Annotated in this window: 15 protein-coding genes; 1 reads left to right on the top strand and 14 read right to left on the bottom strand. The window is 32.5% G+C overall.

All coding sequences use genetic code 11. The features are described from left to right. Positions 1 to 11: 11 nt before the first annotated feature. From mutS to KA873_RS05200, 11 genes are all read right to left on the bottom strand, one after another. Complete coding sequence (gene mutS, locus KA873_RS05250) at positions 12 to 2,654, bottom strand: DNA mismatch repair protein MutS (protein ID WP_107383969.1); 2,643 nt, start codon at positions 2,652 to 2,654, stop codon at positions 12 to 14. Between the two features lie 419 nt (positions 2,655 to 3,073). Then, positions 3,074 to 3,562, bottom strand: a complete 489-nt coding sequence (gene thiW, locus KA873_RS05245) for an energy coupling factor transporter S component ThiW (RefSeq protein ID WP_107386229.1) — start codon at positions 3,560 to 3,562, stop codon at positions 3,074 to 3,076. A gap of 34 nt (positions 3,563 to 3,596) precedes the next feature. Then, the gene (locus tag KA873_RS05240; RefSeq protein ID WP_107383971.1) at positions 3,597 to 3,956 is read right to left on the bottom strand and encodes a YlbF/YmcA family competence regulator; all 360 of its coding nucleotides are present in this window, start codon (positions 3,954 to 3,956) and stop codon (positions 3,597 to 3,599) included. Further along, positions 3,956 to 5,497 carry a tRNA (N6-isopentenyl adenosine(37)-C2)-methylthiotransferase MiaB gene (gene miaB / locus KA873_RS05235; protein WP_107386231.1) on the bottom strand — a complete coding sequence of 514 codons (1,542 nt, stop codon included), beginning with the start codon at positions 5,495 to 5,497 and terminating at the stop codon, positions 3,956 to 3,958. The genes KA873_RS05240 and miaB overlap by 1 nt, the downstream gene beginning before the upstream one ends. 459 nt (positions 5,498 to 5,956) lie before the next feature. Next, positions 5,957 to 6,253, bottom strand: coding sequence for a thiamine-binding protein (locus KA873_RS05230; RefSeq protein ID WP_107505261.1), 297 nt, complete (start codon positions 6,251 to 6,253; stop codon positions 5,957 to 5,959). A gap of 456 nt (positions 6,254 to 6,709) precedes the next feature. After that, positions 6,710 to 7,111 carry an RrF2 family transcriptional regulator gene (locus KA873_RS05225; protein ID WP_107383973.1) on the bottom strand — a complete coding sequence of 134 codons (402 nt, stop codon included), beginning with the start codon at positions 7,109 to 7,111 and terminating at the stop codon, positions 6,710 to 6,712. A gap of 68 nt (positions 7,112 to 7,179) precedes the next feature. Continuing rightward, entirely contained in the window at positions 7,180 to 7,803 is a 624-nt protein-coding gene (locus tag KA873_RS05220; RefSeq protein WP_210140182.1) for a poly-gamma-glutamate hydrolase family protein, read from the bottom strand. A gap of 130 nt (positions 7,804 to 7,933) precedes the next feature. Further along, the gene (locus KA873_RS05215; RefSeq protein WP_107505259.1) at positions 7,934 to 8,557 is read right to left on the bottom strand and encodes a poly-gamma-glutamate hydrolase family protein; all 624 of its coding nucleotides are present in this window, start codon (positions 8,555 to 8,557) and stop codon (positions 7,934 to 7,936) included. A gap of 144 nt (positions 8,558 to 8,701) precedes the next feature. Continuing rightward, entirely contained in the window at positions 8,702 to 9,568 is an 867-nt protein-coding gene (locus tag KA873_RS05210) for a 2-oxoacid:ferredoxin oxidoreductase subunit beta (protein ID WP_107505258.1), read from the bottom strand. Continuing rightward, a complete protein-coding gene (locus tag KA873_RS05205) occupies positions 9,569 to 11,329 on the bottom strand; it encodes a 2-oxoacid:acceptor oxidoreductase subunit alpha (protein WP_107386236.1) in 1,761 nt (586 codons plus the stop codon). 110 nt (positions 11,330 to 11,439) lie between these two features. Then, the gene (locus tag KA873_RS05200; protein ID WP_107505257.1) at positions 11,440 to 12,231 is read right to left on the bottom strand and encodes a TIGR00282 family metallophosphoesterase; all 792 of its coding nucleotides are present in this window, start codon (positions 12,229 to 12,231) and stop codon (positions 11,440 to 11,442) included. A 165-nt stretch (positions 12,232 to 12,396) separates the two neighbouring features. Here KA873_RS05200 and KA873_RS05195 point away from each other — a divergent pair, with 165 nt between their 5' ends. Beyond that, a complete protein-coding gene (locus tag KA873_RS05195) occupies positions 12,397 to 12,612 on the top strand; it encodes a hypothetical protein (RefSeq protein ID WP_019468712.1) in 216 nt (71 codons plus the stop codon). A 415-nt stretch (positions 12,613 to 13,027) separates the two neighbouring features. Here KA873_RS05195 and rny read toward each other — a convergent pair whose 3' ends face one another. From rny to KA873_RS05180, 3 genes are all read right to left on the bottom strand, one after another. Beyond that, positions 13,028 to 14,587 carry a ribonuclease Y gene (rny, locus tag KA873_RS05190; protein WP_019468711.1) on the bottom strand — a complete coding sequence of 520 codons (1,560 nt, stop codon included), beginning with the start codon at positions 14,585 to 14,587 and terminating at the stop codon, positions 13,028 to 13,030. A 330-nt stretch (positions 14,588 to 14,917) separates the two neighbouring features. Beyond that, positions 14,918 to 15,973: a recombinase RecA gene (recA, locus tag KA873_RS05185; RefSeq protein ID WP_107383979.1), complete on the bottom strand. Its 1,056-nt coding sequence runs from the start codon at positions 15,971 to 15,973 to the stop codon at positions 14,918 to 14,920. Between the two features lie 170 nt (positions 15,974 to 16,143). Beyond that, positions 16,144 to 17,289: a CinA family nicotinamide mononucleotide deamidase-related protein gene (locus tag KA873_RS05180; protein WP_107505168.1), complete on the bottom strand. Its 1,146-nt coding sequence runs from the start codon at positions 17,287 to 17,289 to the stop codon at positions 16,144 to 16,146. Positions 17,290 to 17,462 lie beyond the last annotated feature (173 nt).

Raw genomic sequence — 17,462 nt, 5'->3', positions numbered from 1 at the left:
TGACCTCACCTCTACTTTAACTGATTCTGTAATTCACTAAGTTTTACTAGGGCTTCTATCGGTGTCATATTCGATAAATTTAATTGCTTAATTTCATTCTCTATTTCACTTTGTGCTGCTGGATAATCAAACAAATCAAAAGCTGCTTGTTCAAATTGGTAGCTGTTATGTTCTTGTTTGTCATCGCTATAGTTGTAATCATTTTCTGCTACTATTGGTTTTTCTAAAGATTGTGCTTCCACACCTGTTTTAATAACATTGACTTTTTCATTTGTCGTTTGTTCTTGATTATTATTTTGTTCAAATGCATCTAGAATTACTTGTGCGCGTGAGATAACTGCTTCTGGTAAATGTGCTAACTTCGCTACTTGGATACCATAGCTATCATCGACAGCTCCATCTTTAACTTTATGTAAGAAGATAAGCTCACCATTGTATTCATTTGCTGCAACATGAACATTTTTCAACGAAGATAACGACTGATCTAAAGTTGTTAATTCGTGGTAATGTGTAGAGAATAATGTCTTGGCATGAGAAGTATGTGCAACGAATTCAATCATAGCTTGTGCCAAAGCCAATCCATCATAAGTAGAGGTACCTCTACCTATTTCATCAAAAATAATTAAACTATCTTCTGTAGCATTAGCAAGTGCTTTTTGTGCTTCCAACATCTCAACCATAAATGTACTTTTACCAGAAACTAAATCATCTGCAGCTCCAATTCTTGTAAATATTTGATCAAAAACTGGTAATACAGCTGCTTCACAAGGTACGTATGCGCCCATTTGTGCCATAATACTTATGATTGCAACTTGTCTCATATAAGTAGATTTCCCTGACATATTAGGTCCTGTGATTAAATAAATAAACGTATCTTGATCTAGTTTACAATCATTTGGCACATAGTCGTTGTGATCCATGACACGTTCTACAACTGGATGCCTTGAATTTGTTAATTTAAGTGTCTTGTCTTCACTAAATGCAGGTCTTGCATAATTGTATTTTTGCGCTATTTCTGCAAAACTTTGTAAACAATCCAATTCTGAAATAATTTTCGCTTGTTTTTGCAAACGCTCTGTATACGTTTTTATTTGCTCTCTCAATTGCACAAATAATTGATATTCTAATTCAATCGCTTTATCTTCAGCACCTAAAATAATATCTTCTTTTTCTTTTAATTCATCCGTAATAAATCGTTCTGCATTTGATAAAGTTTGTTTACGATGATAACCATATGCAGAAGGATCAAAACCTTGCAAGTTGGCTCTTGTAATTTCAATAAAATATCCAAAGACTTTGTTAAAACTAATCTTCAGTGATTTAATACCAGTGCGTTGACGTTCCTTTGTCTGCAGTTCAGCCAACCAAGATTTACCATTCTTCGATGCTTCTAAATACTCATCAAGCTCCTGATTAAATCCTTTTTTGAATAATCCACCTTCTTTAACAGAGATAGGTGGCTCTTCTTTCAAACTATTTTCTAACAATGTTAACAATTCATCTAAAGGTTCAAGTGCTTTAAATTGTTCAGTGGTTTCTGTATCTAAACCATCTAATAATTGTTTAATATTGGGTATCTCAGAAATTGAATGTTTTAACTGAATTAAATCTCTAGCATTTACATTTCCATAACTTACACGGCCGACTAAACGCTCGATATCATATACTTGATTAAGATGTTCTCTCAAAGTGTCTCTCTCTATAAAAAAGTCAATAAATTGCTCAACTGTATCTAGCCGAGATTCAATTTGGTTTTTATGGATTAACGGTCTATCAATCCATTGTTTTAATCTTCTTGCCCCCATAGGCGTTTTAGTTTCATCCATCAACCATAGCAATGTTCCTTTTTTACTTTTTAGGCGTATGCTTTCTGTCAATTCTAAATTACGTTTTGCATAAAAGTCCATTTTCATAAAATCTACTGCTTCATATTTTACAACAGTTTCTATATGAGATAGATCTCGTTTTTGCGTATGGAAAATATAATCAAGTAATAACTGAGTCGCATTATATAAAGATTGATCATTACTTGTATTAACTGCATATTCTGCATTTGATATTTCATTCAATACTGTAATTGTTTCAGTTGTCAAACTAATTTGACGTTTTAATCCCTCATCTATTTGCGCATTTACCACGATTTCATTTGGATTAATTGTTGTTATTTCATTAATTAATGTAGCTTGATCGTTAAAAGATGTTACTTTAAGTTCTCCTGTAGACACATCACAATAACTTAGTGCATAACAATCATTTATTTGTACAAAGCTCAAAATATAATTGTTTTGTTTTTCATCTACGCCGCCTTGATCCATAACCGTACCAGGCGTAACGATTCTAACTACCTCACGTTTTACCATTCCCTTTGTTTGTCTAGGGTCTTCCATTTGCTCGCAAATAGCAACTTTATATCCATTATTAATTAATGTTTCGATATAGCCATCTGCTGAATGGTAAGGTACACCGCACATAGGAATGGGATTTTCTTTTTTAGCATCCCGTTTCGTTAATGTTATTTCTAGAACTCTAGATGCTTCTTTCGCATCTTCAAAAAACATTTCATAAAAATCGCCTAATCTAAAAAATAGTAAACAATCTTGATATTGTGATTTTATTTTTAAATACTGCTGCATCATTGGCGTTTGGTTAGTCATTTAATCTTTCACAATCCTTCTATTAGTTTCTCACTATAATTTAAAATACATTAAATAAATCATTACTTATGTATGGTAAATCATTAAATCAGATGACTTTTCAATTGTTCATCTGATTGATATTTATGCTTTATATCAGGAATTTTACTACTTTATCGTTTTGTACTCTCAAACCATTTTCCTGAGATTTTATTGTCCATTTAACTCTTAAATTTTAACATAACTTTAGCTTTTACGCTTATGCTTACAGGGTCAGATTGATATAAAAACTTCATTAATTCGCTGATTGATATATAAAATTTATAAAAAAAAGATTAAGTCTCATTTGCACATACAAATAGTTAATTACAAATCTACATTATAATTAATTCTTTTATATGTTAAAAGTAATGAAACTTAACCTTTTCATATTTACATATTTATAAGAAGCGTTTTAAAATACCTTTTCTTTTCATAATCATTAAAACGATGTAACTAATCATTGCACCAATCACACTTGATACAATAAAAGCTATCATTAAAGGCTTTACAGCAAAATTATTAAAGCCTAATAACCAAGCTAAAGGTATGCACATGATACTACCAATGATACCTGTACCTATAACTTCACCTACTGCTGCCATAAAAATATGTTTTCGATAATAGTAAAAACCACTTGCTAATAATACGCCAACCATACTTCCAGGAAATGCAAAGAAACTACCGGTGCCAAATAGCATTCTTAACAACGAAGATATAAACGCTTGTGCCAAACCAAACCAAGGTCCCACAAATACCGCGCATATAACATTGATTAAATGTTGAATAGGTGCCGCTTTAATAGGCCCTAAAGGTATAACAACAATGCTACTTAACACTACATTAATAGCAATCAATATCGCAGTTAGTGTTAATTTTCTTGTTTTCATATTGTTCATTTCCTTTCTACAAGTGGATTACGTATCAATCTTTATCTTGTTGAATTTCATTTAAACGGTTTGACATCGTACTGATCATCATTTGCAATAAGTCATTCGCTTCTGCTTGTGATTCTCTAAATTCTTCAACAATAGGTATAACATTGATATTTTGCTCAATATCTTGAATTTTATCTTCAGATTGACGTAATGCCTGATGTTTACCATAATTTTGTAAATTAACAGACTGTTTCTGTGTTTTTTTCAAGTCTTTCATGCGTGTCTCAATATTTTTATTATGATGAATTTGCTGTTCAATCGCTTGATATTCTTTGACAGTGTCTAATGATTGAATACGTTGGCTGAGTTTATCTGCTTCAGCTAATATTTCATCTTTTTCATACATTATTGTGTCACCACTGCTTTTTCACTAGCTCCTAAAAATGTACCATTTAACGAAAATTGTTTTGCTTCATCAACTTTTACATCAACAATTTTTCCGATCATTTCTTTAGGCGCCTTAAAGTTAACAAGTTTATTTTTATTTGTATAACCCGCGAGTACAGTATCGTCTTTCTTACTAGCACCTTCACATAGAACTTGAACCGTTTGTCCTTCATATTGTGTCATAGCTTGTTCAGAATAATAAGCTACTTTTTTATTTAACTGTTGTAGTCTAGCCTTTTTTTCCTCTAAAGGTACGTTGTCTTTCATTTTAGCCGCTGGCGTGCCATCTCTTTGTGAATAGATATACGTATATGCATGTTCAAATGCTACTTCATCGTAAAGAGTTAATGTTTCTTCAAATTGTTCTGCTGTTTCGTTTGGATAACCAACAATAATATCTGTTGTTAAAGCAACGTCAGGTATTTTAGACTTAATACGATCTACTAAATCTAAATAACTTTCTCTTGTATATTTACGTCCCATAATTTTAAGTACAGCATTATTTCCTGATTGTACAGGCAAATGAACATGCGGCACTATGTTCCCACCGTTAGCAATCACTTCTATCATACGATCAGTAAAATCCCATGGGTGACTCGTAGTGAAACGTACTCTCGGAATATCTATTTTCGAAATATCTTCAAGTAAATCACCAAGTCCATATTCCAATCCATCAATATCTTTGCCATATGAATTAACGTTTTGACCTAATAATGTAACTTCTTGATATCCTTGACGTGCTAGATCTCTAACTTCATCAATAATATCTTGTGGCCTTCTACTCCGCTCTTTTCCTCGTGTAAATGGCACAATACAGTATGTACAGAATTTGTCACAACCATACATGATATTTACCCATGCTTTTATATTGCCTTTTCTGACCTTAGGTAAATTTTCAATTACATCGCCTTCTTTAGACCAAACTTCCACTACCATTGCTTTCGATAGATAAGCTTCTTCAAGTATTTCAGGCAGTCTGTGTATATTATGAGTACCGAAAATCATATCCACGTTTTGATATGATTTTAATATTTTATTGACGACTGATTCTTCTTGCGACATACAACCACAAACACCAATGACCGTTTCAGGTTTTTCTTTTTTTAAGTGTTTTAAATTGCCAATCTCGCTAAACACTTTATTTTCTGCATTTTCACGAATTGCACAAGTATTAATTAATATAACATCCGCTTCATTTATCTCTTCCGTTGCTTGATAACCTAAAGCACTTAAAATACCTGCCATGACTTCTGTATCATGCGCATTCATTTGACAACCATATGTTTTTATTAAAAATGTCTTCCCTTTACCCATATCACGATATTTTTCATCAATTTGAAAATCGCGATTATAATGTATTTCTTCTTTACCACGTTTACGTGCTTCTTTTAAACTTGGTGGTTGGTATACATGCTCAAAATACTTACTATAATCTTTTGTCTTCTTATCGCGTTCGGCCAACACATCTATAGAAGTTTGCTTTCTTTGTTCTTCATTCACGCTAACAAAACCCTTTCTATATCATAAAAACTAAGAACAAACGCTTTAAAATAGATTCTATCTCGCTGTTTAACAATCGAGTCGTTCAAAGTTCTATAACTTTATCTATAATCATTATTTCATTATATTAAATTTAGCACTAAAGTGCAAAAGTCATATACAATAATCAACTTTGATTTAAAAATTTATATAACAAAAACTCCTTTTACTTATATATATATTGGTCGATAACAGAAATATGTAGTTAAATCATCGTGAAAAATCGAATTATCTTTAAGTGTACCTCTTACTATTATAATATTTTCATATAAAACTATCCTTGGTTTTACCCACAAAAAATAAGGTACTTCCGTATTATTTAGTAAATTTAACTAAATTAACGATGTACCTTAAATAGTTAACAATTTAATTTTATCTTTATAACATCAATAGCCAATATCTAACTAACATGACAATCACTTAGATTTCATCGTATTTTCCAGTTAATGTTTCAATCGTGATACCTTCAGGAACATGATAAAATTTTACTTGACTGATGGTACTTGGTATTTCTAGTTCTACCATTCGCTCATTAAGCTTTTGAATCAATATTAAGCATTCATTCATTTCACCTTGCACAGTTGTTTCTAGTGGTCCAACGCGATATTCTAAACCAGAATCATCTATCACTTTAATTGCTTCATCTACGTAAGGTGTAACGTCTTCACCATTAGTAGTTTTTGGAATAATTTGTACGCTCATTAAAGTATCATTCATACTTATTCAACCCCTTAAATTTTACTTATCTTCAGTTTACCAAAACATTAACCTAAGGTATAGAATTCTAAAGCTTTGTTTATCGATAGGTTTCATCTATAAGATCCATCATCATATTTTTAGCAATGTTCTTTCCATTCGCAGCAGCATCAATTAATTGACTAACAAAGTTATCTTTAACCACTCTAGCTACATACAACCTATTAATATTGGTTATTCCATAAAATGTCGATTAGATTTTTCCTTGTTTATCCAGGTGTAGCTCTATATTATTTAAAGAAATCGAATTCGGTGTCAAACATCATTTGTGTAAATGCACCTTCTATTTATATAACACTACTATCTTCAAATTTCATTCCTTTTATTTATACATATATTAAAGATTTTTAATATCTATAATAAATTTAAAATAATGTATAGAAATAGTTTATCATTTCCTATTTCTATACTATAAATTCATTTACTTGTTCTATTTTTATCTAAACTTGTTAATTTTTTTTGTTTCAATGTTGTTATCAATGTTGTTTCAGCATCTTCCATTATAGCTTTAATCGGGCAACCTTCATCGTGATTAAAGGAGTCTTCTAATAAACTTTGCTTCCCATCAATCGTAATTATGACATCATAAATAGATACTGAATCCCAACCATTTTTTAATTGATACCCACCTTTAGCACCACTACTAGCAGAAATGATATTGCTTTTTACTAAACGTGTCAGTACTTTTGATAAGTAAGTTGTAGAAACACTTAAAACTGATGCTAAATCTTGTACAGGAATCTTTTTTTGGTCCCCTTGGTTATTAATCATAAATAACAATGCGTGTAAAGCATAATCAGTCGCTTTTGAAAATTTCATAAATTCATCATCTTCCTATTATAGATATAATAAATCTATAATAACTTATTAGGTTTTCCTTTTCAATATTATGCAATGTTTTTAGTCGCATTAATGATTGCTTGTGCAAAATCATACATAAACTGAGTCCAATTACTGCTGTTTTCTCTACTTTTTTTATTATAGCGTCCATTTTCAAACAATTTTTTTATTATTCCTGAGGTTAATTCGAGTTGTACACCTTTTTCAGTTTTACAACAATTAATAATATTGTCATCATGTGCACCAGACATATGTGATGGCGCTTGTCTGACATCTATCCCTAGTTTTTCAAATTCTTCTGTCATTGCATCCATTAATTGCTCGTCTTTACCACCCATATAAATAATTTCATCTTCACCTTTACAACCATGTATAGCGATGGCATATGGATTATTAGCAATCATTTTCATTAATTTAGGTTCATCATAGTTTCTGGATGTCACATGTAATTCTGCATTAGCTTTTGTTCTAATTGCTTTAAAAGTAAAGTAGTCAAAACCACCTTTCTCTGCTGTTAATTCCGCCAATTCGGTAGTAGCAGGTTCAATAGCTCCTCCGTGAATTGCAGTTATTATAACATTGCTATTTCGCTCAATAGTATTAATGATCCAATCCGTATTTTCCTCTGTAAGCTCCATTAATTCCGTCATAGACTTAAATCGATCAGACATATTCCACCTCCTATATAAATGTACTTTTTTATTTACCACACTTTAGCGTCCACTATCTTAAATCACTGTTAAGTTTTTGCTAGTTTATTAACAGAATTTTTACATTTGCTTCTGAGCAATTTGCAGTTAACTATTTATGGTATGTGATTGCCTTAATCATTGCTTCCGAAAATTCTTTTAAATAAGTTGACCAATTTGAACGATCTTCTCGATCTTTTAGATTAAATTTTTTATTAACAAAACATTGCTTCCTAAAGTTAACGGTCAATTCTAACTGTACTCCCATACCATTCTTGCCACAATTGACAAAGTTATCTTGTTGTTTACCAGAAATATGAGATGGTGCATCCTTTATAATGAATCCTGCTTCATTTAATACTTGTTTTATACGCGTAATTAACGCTTCATCTCTACCACCGATATACACTTCATTTTTCTCACCCATACAACCATGAATAGATATAACTTGGGCATGTTCGCTCACAATCTTTTTTAATTTAGGTTCATCAAAATGAGTTGACGTAACATGAAGTTCATTATTTTTATTTTTTCTTACACCTTTAAAACTATAAAAACTGAAATTTCCTATTTCACTTAAATATTGTGCAATTTCAGTGGTACCTCTTTCTATAGCCCCTCCATGGACAGCAGTAACAAGCACAGGTGAATCTCTTTCACGCGTTTGAATTTCCCAATCTTCACCTTCGTGTGTGTATGTTAGCAATTCCTTCATTGTCACAAAATGATCAACCATTTTTCTCTATGCCTCCACTTTTAATGTTTATATATAAAAATAGCTGATCCACAAATATAAAACAATGATTTTTCTATGAAAATCATCTTTTTGTGATCAGCTAGTTATTTTACGCTTTTGATTACTATTTAAGTAGATAAACTACTATACAAATTGTTTTGTTAAGTCTTTGAATTGTTGTTCATCAAGGTGAATATCTTTTTTGGCTAGTGCTGTGCCTTCTATTTCTTCAATTTGAGATTCATAGGAAGGTGTTCCTGTGTCTTGGTATACGATACCTTTAAGTAATGAATTATATTCTAAAACTTTTTGAGTCGCTTTTTGTTTGTCGGTCGTATCAAAATCTTCAATTTCATCAATATTGGTAAGATTTTCTTTAAACCAATCATAAGTGTTTACTTTATTGTATGTCACACATGGAGAGAATACGTTAACGAATGAAAAACCATCATGATTAATTGCATCTTCCAACATTTTAGTTAATCCTTTGATATCACTAGAAAAGCCTTGAGCAACAAATGTTGCACCTGAAGACAATGCAAGCTCTAATGGCGCAACATTTTTCTCAATATTGCCTTTTGGCGTAGATTTAGTCACAAAACCCTGTGCTGAAGATGGTGATGTTTGTCCTTTTGTTAAACCATAGATTTGGTTATCCATCACTATATATGTCATATTCATATTTCTACGTAGTGCATGAATCGTATGTCCCATACCAATCGCATAACCGTCACCATCACCACCGGAAGCAATAACGGTTAAGTCTTTATTAGCCATTTTCACACCTTGTGCTAATGGTAATGAACGGCCGTGAATGCCATGAACACCATATGAATTAACGTAACCAGATAAGCGACCTGAGCACCCGATACCTGTTATAATTGCAACTTCTTCAGGTTCTAGTCCAACATTTGCAGCTGCTTTTTGAATCGCTGCTTGAACAGAAAAATCTCCACAACCAGGGCACCAATTGGGCTTCACATTATTTCTAAAATCTTTAAATGTTGCCACTTATACCAACTCCTTTAAATTTTTGGCAATTTCTAATCCTTTGGATTCTATTTCATTTGGTAAGAATGGCGTACCATCATATTTCGTTTGATTAATCAACTTGTCTCCAACGTTCACATTCATTTTTAATATATTTGAAAGTTGACCTTGATAATTATGTTCAACAACTACAACTTTTGAAGCTTTATCAACCGCTTCTTGTATCGTTTTGCTTGGGAATGGATGTAATTGTCGAATTTGTAAATGGTTAATCTTCAAACCTTGGTGCTCTAATCTTTCTTTACCTTCTTGAATCGCGCCTTTAGTAGAAATGAAACCTAAATAAAGTATATCTGCTGCTTCATGAAACGCATCATTTTCAACAGGATCATTAATCAATAGATGCTCTGTTTTTCGCATACGTTTATCCATTTGTTGTTGTCTGTTATCAGCTGCTTCACTTGTCTTACCTTCTTCATTATGTTCCACACCCGTAACATGATGTATGCCCCCTTTAACGCCAGGGATTGGTCTAGGAGAGACACCGCTTTCAGTCAACGCATAACGCTTGAAGTATGTTTTATCATCTTCATCTCTTTCTATATCTGATTGAATCGTTTCTCCACGATTTATTTCGATTTTATTATAGTCTAATGATTCTACAGTTTGTTTACCTAATGACAATTGTAAATCACTTAAAATGATTACAGGGCATTGATACATTTCAGCAAGATTGAAAGCTTCTATCGTAAGATAAAATGCATCTTCAGCATCAGTAGGTGCTACTACTATTTTAGGTATATCACCATGAGTACCGTAAATCATTTGCATAAGGTCTGATTGTTCTTGCTTGGTAGGTAATCCAGTGGATGGACCTCCGCGTTGTGTATTAATAACAACAAATGGTGTTTCAGTCATACCAGATAGGCCAATGGCTTCCATCATGAGTGAAAGACCAGGTCCAGCGCTTGCTGTAAATGCGCGTACGCCAGCATAGTTGGAGCCAATTGCCATATTTGCTGCAGCGATTTCATCTTCAGTTTGTACAACAGTACCTCCAACTTTAGGTAAGTTTTCAATCATATATTCCATAATTTCAGATGCTGGTGTAATAGGATATGCTGCCATAAATCTTGAACCGGCTGACAGCGCACCTAAACCTATCGCATCATTGCCTATCATATATAGGTGTGGTGTGCCTTCTGTTGTTTCTAAAACAAAATCACCATCAACAGTACTTAATTGCTCGTTCATTAATCGATAACCTTCATTCAATGCTTCAATATTCATTTCTACAACTTTATCACCTTTTTTAGTAAACATATTGGTGATAAGTGTCTCGAAATCTGAGATGTCTAAGTTCATTACGGCACATGTTGCACCAACAGCGACCATATTTTTCATTAAAGTCGTGCCTAATTCTTTCGCAGTAGCAGTAAAAGGAAGCGCAACCAATTGTGCTTCACAATGTTCGGGCTTTTCTGGTTTAACTTTACTATCAGCAATAATCACACTATCTTTACGCATTTCTTGGTGATTCAATTCGATTGTTTCTTGATCGAATGCGATTAATATATCTAAATCATCACTAATTGCATGCACTGGTGATGTTGATACTCTAATTTTGTTATTTGTATGACCGCCTTTGATTCTACTTGAAAAATGACGATATCCGTATAAATAGTATCCTTTACGGTTCATAGCAGTGGCAAAGATTTCACCTGTTGATTCAATACCTTCACCTTGTTGTCCGCCCACTTTCCATGATACTTGAGATTTCATATCATCTAGCCTCCTAGTGGTTATAATAATTCATATTTCATCATACCAAAACAAACCACGCTTTTACTATGAAAAGAGCGGTTTAATTAAAAATTCATACTAATGGACGATTATTTAAAAGGATGGTCATCATTAATAAGAATACGTTCTATACGTTTTGTTTTACCATCTTTATTTAAATCTATAATTACACCTGATAATACACTTCGACCTTCATCAGGAACGACATGTCTTTGTGGTAAGCTCGTGATAAAGCGAGTAATCACTTCTTCACGATTAATGCCAAGTATACCATCGTAGTAACCAGTCATCCCTACATCTGTAATATATCCAGTGCCTCCAGGTAATATTCTTTCATCTGAAGTTTGGATATGTGTGTGTGTACCAACAACAGCACTAACTCTATTATCTAAATACCATCCCATTGCATTTTTTTCTGAAGTAGTCTCAGCATGAAAGTCAACAAAGATATAATCTGTTTCTTTTTGTGCTTCAGCTATTAATGCATCTGCTTTTTTAAAAGGATCGTCAATGTCTTGCATAAATGCTCTTCCTTGTAAATTAATGATAGCCAATTTGATTTCATTAATTTGAATGAAGCGCATACCAACACCAGGCGCTTCATCTGGAAAATTGGCTGGACGAACCATCCGATTGGCATTCTCTATAAAATCATATATTTGACGTTGACCATATGTATGATTTCCCATTGTCATAAAATCAACGCCTTCTCTTAGTAAAGATTTATATATTTTTTCAGTCAAACCTTTACCATGAGCTGCATTTTCTGCGTTTACTATTGTAACGGTAGGTTTATAAGTTTGTTTCAACTTGGGTAAATAGTTTGAAATAGCTTCTCTACCTATTTTGCCAACAATATCCCCAATAAATAAAATTCTCATTTACGTGTCATCCTCTCTTACTGTTAGTTTAATTGAAATTATCTATGATGAAAAGGCTCTTTAATAAATATTCATAAACATTACTTTGTTTTAAATTTCAGATTGGTGGTAATATTTATATTATAGTTAAGTATCATTTCAAAAAATAGGAGTTGTATGTAAGAAATGTCAATTAATATTGATCCACAACATTTTGCTGACTTAGTTGTTTCTGCAAACCCTGCAAATAGTGACAATCCGGAAGATATTGCTAAAGATAGCTTAGAGTTATATATCAATGCTTATAGGCTTGCTGAAAGATATGCCAATATCTCCACTAGTTGTTATGACACTGCTGAAGTAATCAAAGAATTGCAGAAAGTAGACTTAGAGTTAAAATAACTAATCGTAACGCATAGGAATAACAAAGACTAAGATATAATGCTTAGTTTCAAAACAATGAGTCTGGGACATCAATGATGTTTCAGACTCATTTATATTGTCAAAAAATGACTTCCCAATCTCTTTGTTAATTTAAACATTTACAATTTTGATTGTGCTATACTTGCCTGACGATACGATTTACATAATCTGATTTTGTAGCCTGTCACGCGCATCATTTTTCATTTTTTTCAGCTATTACAAAATCATTACTAATAAGGTATGTTAATTCAAAAAAGAGCGATTTCCCATCATATATTGATACTTTCTCAATGTGTTAAAAATCACATTATTTTTCACAAACTAAAAATAACTGCCAACAAAGTTTTACTTCTCTGCTAGCAGTTATTTCATAAGTTAATTATGTTTTTATTTATTATTTTGCGTATTCAATTGCTCTAGTCTCACGAACAACTGTCACTTTTATATGACCAGGATATTGAAGTTCGTCTTCAATCTGGCTCTTAATATCTCTTGCTAAGCGATGTGACTTTAAGTCGTCGATAGTTTCTGGTGATACAATAACCCGAATTTCTCTACCAGCTTGGATTGCAAATGCTTTTTCAACACCATCATAGCTTTCTGAAAGTGTTTCTAGTCTTTCCAATCTTCTAATATAATTTTCTAACGTCTCTTTACGAGCACCTGGTCTAGCAGCTGATAGAGCATCTGCTGCTGCAACCAATATAGAAATAATAGAAGTTGGTTCTACATCACCGTGATGTGAGTGTATAGCATTTAATACTGTTTCACTTTCAGCGTATTTTTTAGCTAATTCCACACCAATTTCAACGTGACTTCCTTCAACTTCATGGTCAATAGCTTTACCAACATCATGAAGTAGTCCAGCACGTTTGGCTAATGTAACATCTTCTCCTAATTCAGCTGCTAACATGCCACTTAAGTGAGCAACCTCTATAGAATGTTTTAACACATTTTGACCATAGCTAGTACGATATTGTAAACGACCTAGAATTTTAACTAAATCTGGATGCATGTTATGCACATTAATTTCAAATGTTGCTTGTTCACCAGCATCCCTTATAATATCGTCCACTTCTTTTCGAGCTTTTTCAACCATATCTTCAATTCTTCCAGGATGGATGCGTCCATCTGAAACAAGATTTACTAATGCAGTTCTTGCAATTTCTCGTCTAATTGGGTCAAAACCTGATAGAATAACTGCTTCTGGTGTATCATCTATAATTAAATCAATACCAGTTAACGTTTCTAACGTTCTTATATTTCTACCTTCTCTACCAATAATTCGACCTTTCATTTCGTCATTTGGTAAATTAACAACTGATACTGTAGATTCTGAAGTATGCTCTGCAGCTAACCGTTGTACAGTAGTTGCTAATAGTTCTTTTGCATTTTTATCGACTGCTTCTTTTGCTTCTTTCTCTTTTTCCTTAACAAGTATTGCAATATCATGTGACAATTCTTCCTCGACTCTTTGAAGTTGTTCATTGGCAGCTTCTTCTTGAGTGAGACCAGAGATGCGTTCTAATTCTTGTTCATGCTTATTTATTAATGACTGAACACTACTCTCTTTTGCATCTACTTGTTGTTGTCGTTCTTCAAGTTTAGACTCTTTTTGCTCTAAAATCTCATCCTTTTTATCTAAAAGATCAGATTTTCGCTCTAAGTTTTCTTCTTTTTGAAGAAGTCGTGCTTCTTGCCTTTGAAGATCACCACGTCTTTCACGAAGTTCATTTTCACTTTGCTCTTTTAAGATTTGATTCTCTTCTTTAGCTTCAAGGAGCTTTTCCTTCTTGATATTCTCTGCTTCTTTATTACCATGTTCGATAATATCTTCAGCAGTCTGTCTTGCTTGTAATTGCTTTTGATGCAATATATTTCGGGCAATAATATACCCTACAACAACTCCGAGAATAATACCTAGCAAAATGAGTAGGAGGTTTAATAAATTCACACAAACACCCCCTTTTTCTAGGATTTTGCTCTGTATATCAAATTCAATATGATTATATGAAGTTATATAAGAATCATACAATGTAATTGTACGGTTTCAAACTAAGAAGTGTCAAGGTGTGCAACTACATTAATTCATTATTTGAATAGCTCATTTTACATTAAATTAGTTATAGTTACTGCTATAGTCTATTTCTTGTTGTATTTTCATCATAAAATATTCTTATTTAATAATTTTAAACCTGTATGTTATAACAAAAAAATAAGCCTATATTTAAAAATATAAGCTTATTTTATAAGGAAAAATTTTTATTTTACGTCAAAATATAATTTATTCATCTTTTTCATCAAAAAGTGTAGCTGTTGCTTCTTCTTCCTCTTTTTCATCTACGTCACCATCGAAAATACCAAGTTTTTCTCGCAATTTTTGGTCGATTTCTTGTTTAACTTTTGGATTTTCTTTTAAATATAGTTTAACGTTTTCTTTACCTTGACCCATACGTTCACCATTGTAAGAATACCAAGCACCCGATTTATTGACGATTTCATTTTCTACACCGAGATCAATGAGTTCGCCTTCTTTCGAGATACCTTTGCCGTACATCATATCAACTTCTGCCACTCTAAATGGAGGCGCTACTTTATTTTTTACCACTTTAATTTTTGTTCTGTTACCAACAATTTCTTGACCTTGTTTCAACTGTTCAGCACGACGAACTTCTAAACGCACTGAGCTATAGAATTTCAATGCACGTCCACCTGGTGTCGTTTCAGGATTACCAAACATAACGCCAACTTTTTCACGAATTTGATTTATAAATACAGCAGTTGTATTTGATTTAGAAATAGCGCCAGACAATTTACGTAGCGCTTGTGACATTAAACGCGCTTGTAAACCGACGTGTGTATCGCCCATTTCACCTTCAATTTCAGCTTTCGGCGTTAACGCAGCTACAGAGTCGATAACAACGATATCTACCGCACCACTTCTAACAAATGCTTCAGCAATTTCTAAGCCTTGTTCACCGTGATCTGGTTGAGACAAGTATAAATTTTGAATATCAACACCTAATGCTTCAGCATAAACTGGGTCTAAAGCATGTTCAGCATCAATAAATGCGGCAATGCCACCATTTTTTTGTACTTCAGCTATGGCATGTAATGCAACTGTTGTTTTACCGGAACTTTCTGGTCCGTATATTTCTATAATTCTACCTTTAGGGTAACCACCAACTCCTAATGCGTTATCTAGAGTTACTGAACCACTTGATACACTAGAAACTTTACGTGCTTCATTATCACCAAGTTTCATTACTGCACCTTTACCAAATGATTTTTCCATATTTTTAATTACTGTATCTAAAGCTTTTTGACGATCATTATCCAAAACGCTGGACCTCCTAAATGAGATTTAACTCTGAAAAATATCTTAACCATACTATACATTGATTTAAAGTATTCTGCAAGCATTTTGCGAATATTTGTTCGCTAATAATAGAACGATTTTTACAAAAAGGGAACGTACGTACTAATTATTACTTGTTTTGATTTAATCATTTATGCTTTAAAATAATTTAATAATCGGATCAATGTATAGTTTTGTGCTCTTTTTTTAATTAAATTTCTATTTTTCGTCATTTTAAATGACTTAATTGTTAGATATTCATTTTCTAAAATACCTAAGTATACTGTACCATTTTCATGTAATAATGAAATACCTATCTCCGCATTATATAAATCTTTAACGATACGACATGATATTGACAGTTGACGCTCAATACCTTCTTTTAGATTTATAAATTGTTGATGATGCGGTAACATACCCAAGAGTTTATTTGAATCATCATTATTTTTCATTCTCGAGTATAATTCACCATCTGTAACACCATCATAGATTGCAAATGATTGCTTCATATGTTTTAAAAACGCTGCTTCAATGGAAACGTCATCCGATCCATAATAATAATCACCAATACGTGATAGTATTTCTTTTTTTACTGGTGCTATTAATGCTTCACATTCTTGTTTTGAATCACCATTCGCCGTCAATCTTATATTCACTTCATGCGTACCTGCTAAAGGGGCAATTGTAGGGTTCGTTTGATTATCTATTAAGTCCATTAAAATAGTTTCAATTTTGGATTCACCTATACCTGCAAAACGCAATAATTCTGAAAAAATAATGCTTTCTCCATTTAAAAAATATGGTAATAAGCCATGTTTTGCCATCGGTTGCATTTCTTTAGGTGGACCAGGTAATAAAGCAATATGTTTATCGTTATGTTCAATCAACATGCCTGGTGCCATACCTACTTTATTATCTAAAACTATTGCACCTTCAATGACTAATGCTTGTTGTTTATTGTTCGGTGTCATCTCAACATTTTGATCTTTAAAATATTGCTCAATATACTTCAATGATTTTTCATCCGTCACCAAATTGCGATCTAATTTCTGAGCTATCGTATGCTTCGTTAAATCATCTTTAGTAGGTCCTAGTCCACCAGTAAGAATAACAGCATCATACTGCTCTAATGATGAATGTATAGCTCGTTCAAGTCTTTTAGGATTATCTCCTACTACAATATGTTCTACAACACTGTGTCCTATATCATTAAATAATTTTGACAGATATTGACCATTGGTATTTGCAATTTGACCCAGTAATAATTCAGATCCAACCGCTATAATTGATATATTCACGCTTTTTCCTCCTCGTTCGCAAATAACCATTTCGCTATTTAACATGTTAAATTACTTATTTTTATTATAAATCTAACTCTATTTAAAAACTAAAATTTCGTTTGTAAATTGTTCTGTTTTGATGAATCAGCATTCTGTTACAAAACATACTATTTCAACAAAAAAACTGGAAA

Origin of the sequence: Staphylococcus sp. GDY8P45P (assembly GCF_017892745.1) — a bacterium.
GTDB lineage: Bacteria > Bacillota > Bacilli > Staphylococcales > Staphylococcaceae > Staphylococcus > Staphylococcus cohnii.
The sequence above is the reverse complement of the archived record's forward strand: the minus strand, read 5'-3'. Positions and strand labels throughout refer to the sequence as shown.

Bases quoted from the DNA above. Each gene is read 5' to 3' on its own strand.
- KA873_RS05230 (WP_107505261.1), bottom strand. From the start codon at position 6,253: ATGAATGATACTTTAATGAGCGTACAAATTATTCCAAAAACTACTAAT.
- thiW (WP_107386229.1), bottom strand. From the start codon at position 3,562: ATGAAAACAAGAAAATTAACACTAACTGCGATATTGATTGCTATTAAT.
- mutS (WP_107383969.1), bottom strand. From the start codon at position 2,654: ATGACTAACCAAACGCCAATGATGCAGCAGTATTTAAAAATAAAATCA.
- KA873_RS05215 (WP_107505259.1), bottom strand. From the start codon at position 8,557: ATGGTTGATCATTTTGTGACAATGAAGGAATTGCTAACATACACACAC.
- KA873_RS05225 (WP_107383973.1), bottom strand. From the start codon at position 7,111: ATGAAATTTTCAAAAGCGACTGATTATGCTTTACACGCATTGTTATTT.
- KA873_RS05195 (WP_019468712.1), top strand. From the start codon at position 12,397: ATGTCAATTAATATTGATCCACAACATTTTGCTGACTTAGTTGTTTCT.
- KA873_RS05240 (WP_107383971.1), bottom strand. From the start codon at position 3,956: ATGTATGAAAAAGATGAAATATTAGCTGAAGCAGATAAACTCAGCCAA.
- KA873_RS05220 (WP_210140182.1), bottom strand. From the start codon at position 7,803: ATGTCTGATCGATTTAAGTCTATGACGGAATTAATGGAGCTTACAGAG.
- KA873_RS05205 (WP_107386236.1), bottom strand. From the start codon at position 11,329: ATGAAATCTCAAGTATCATGGAAAGTGGGCGGACAACAAGGTGAAGGT.
- KA873_RS05200 (WP_107505257.1), bottom strand. From the start codon at position 12,231: ATGAGAATTTTATTTATTGGGGATATTGTTGGCAAAATAGGTAGAGAA.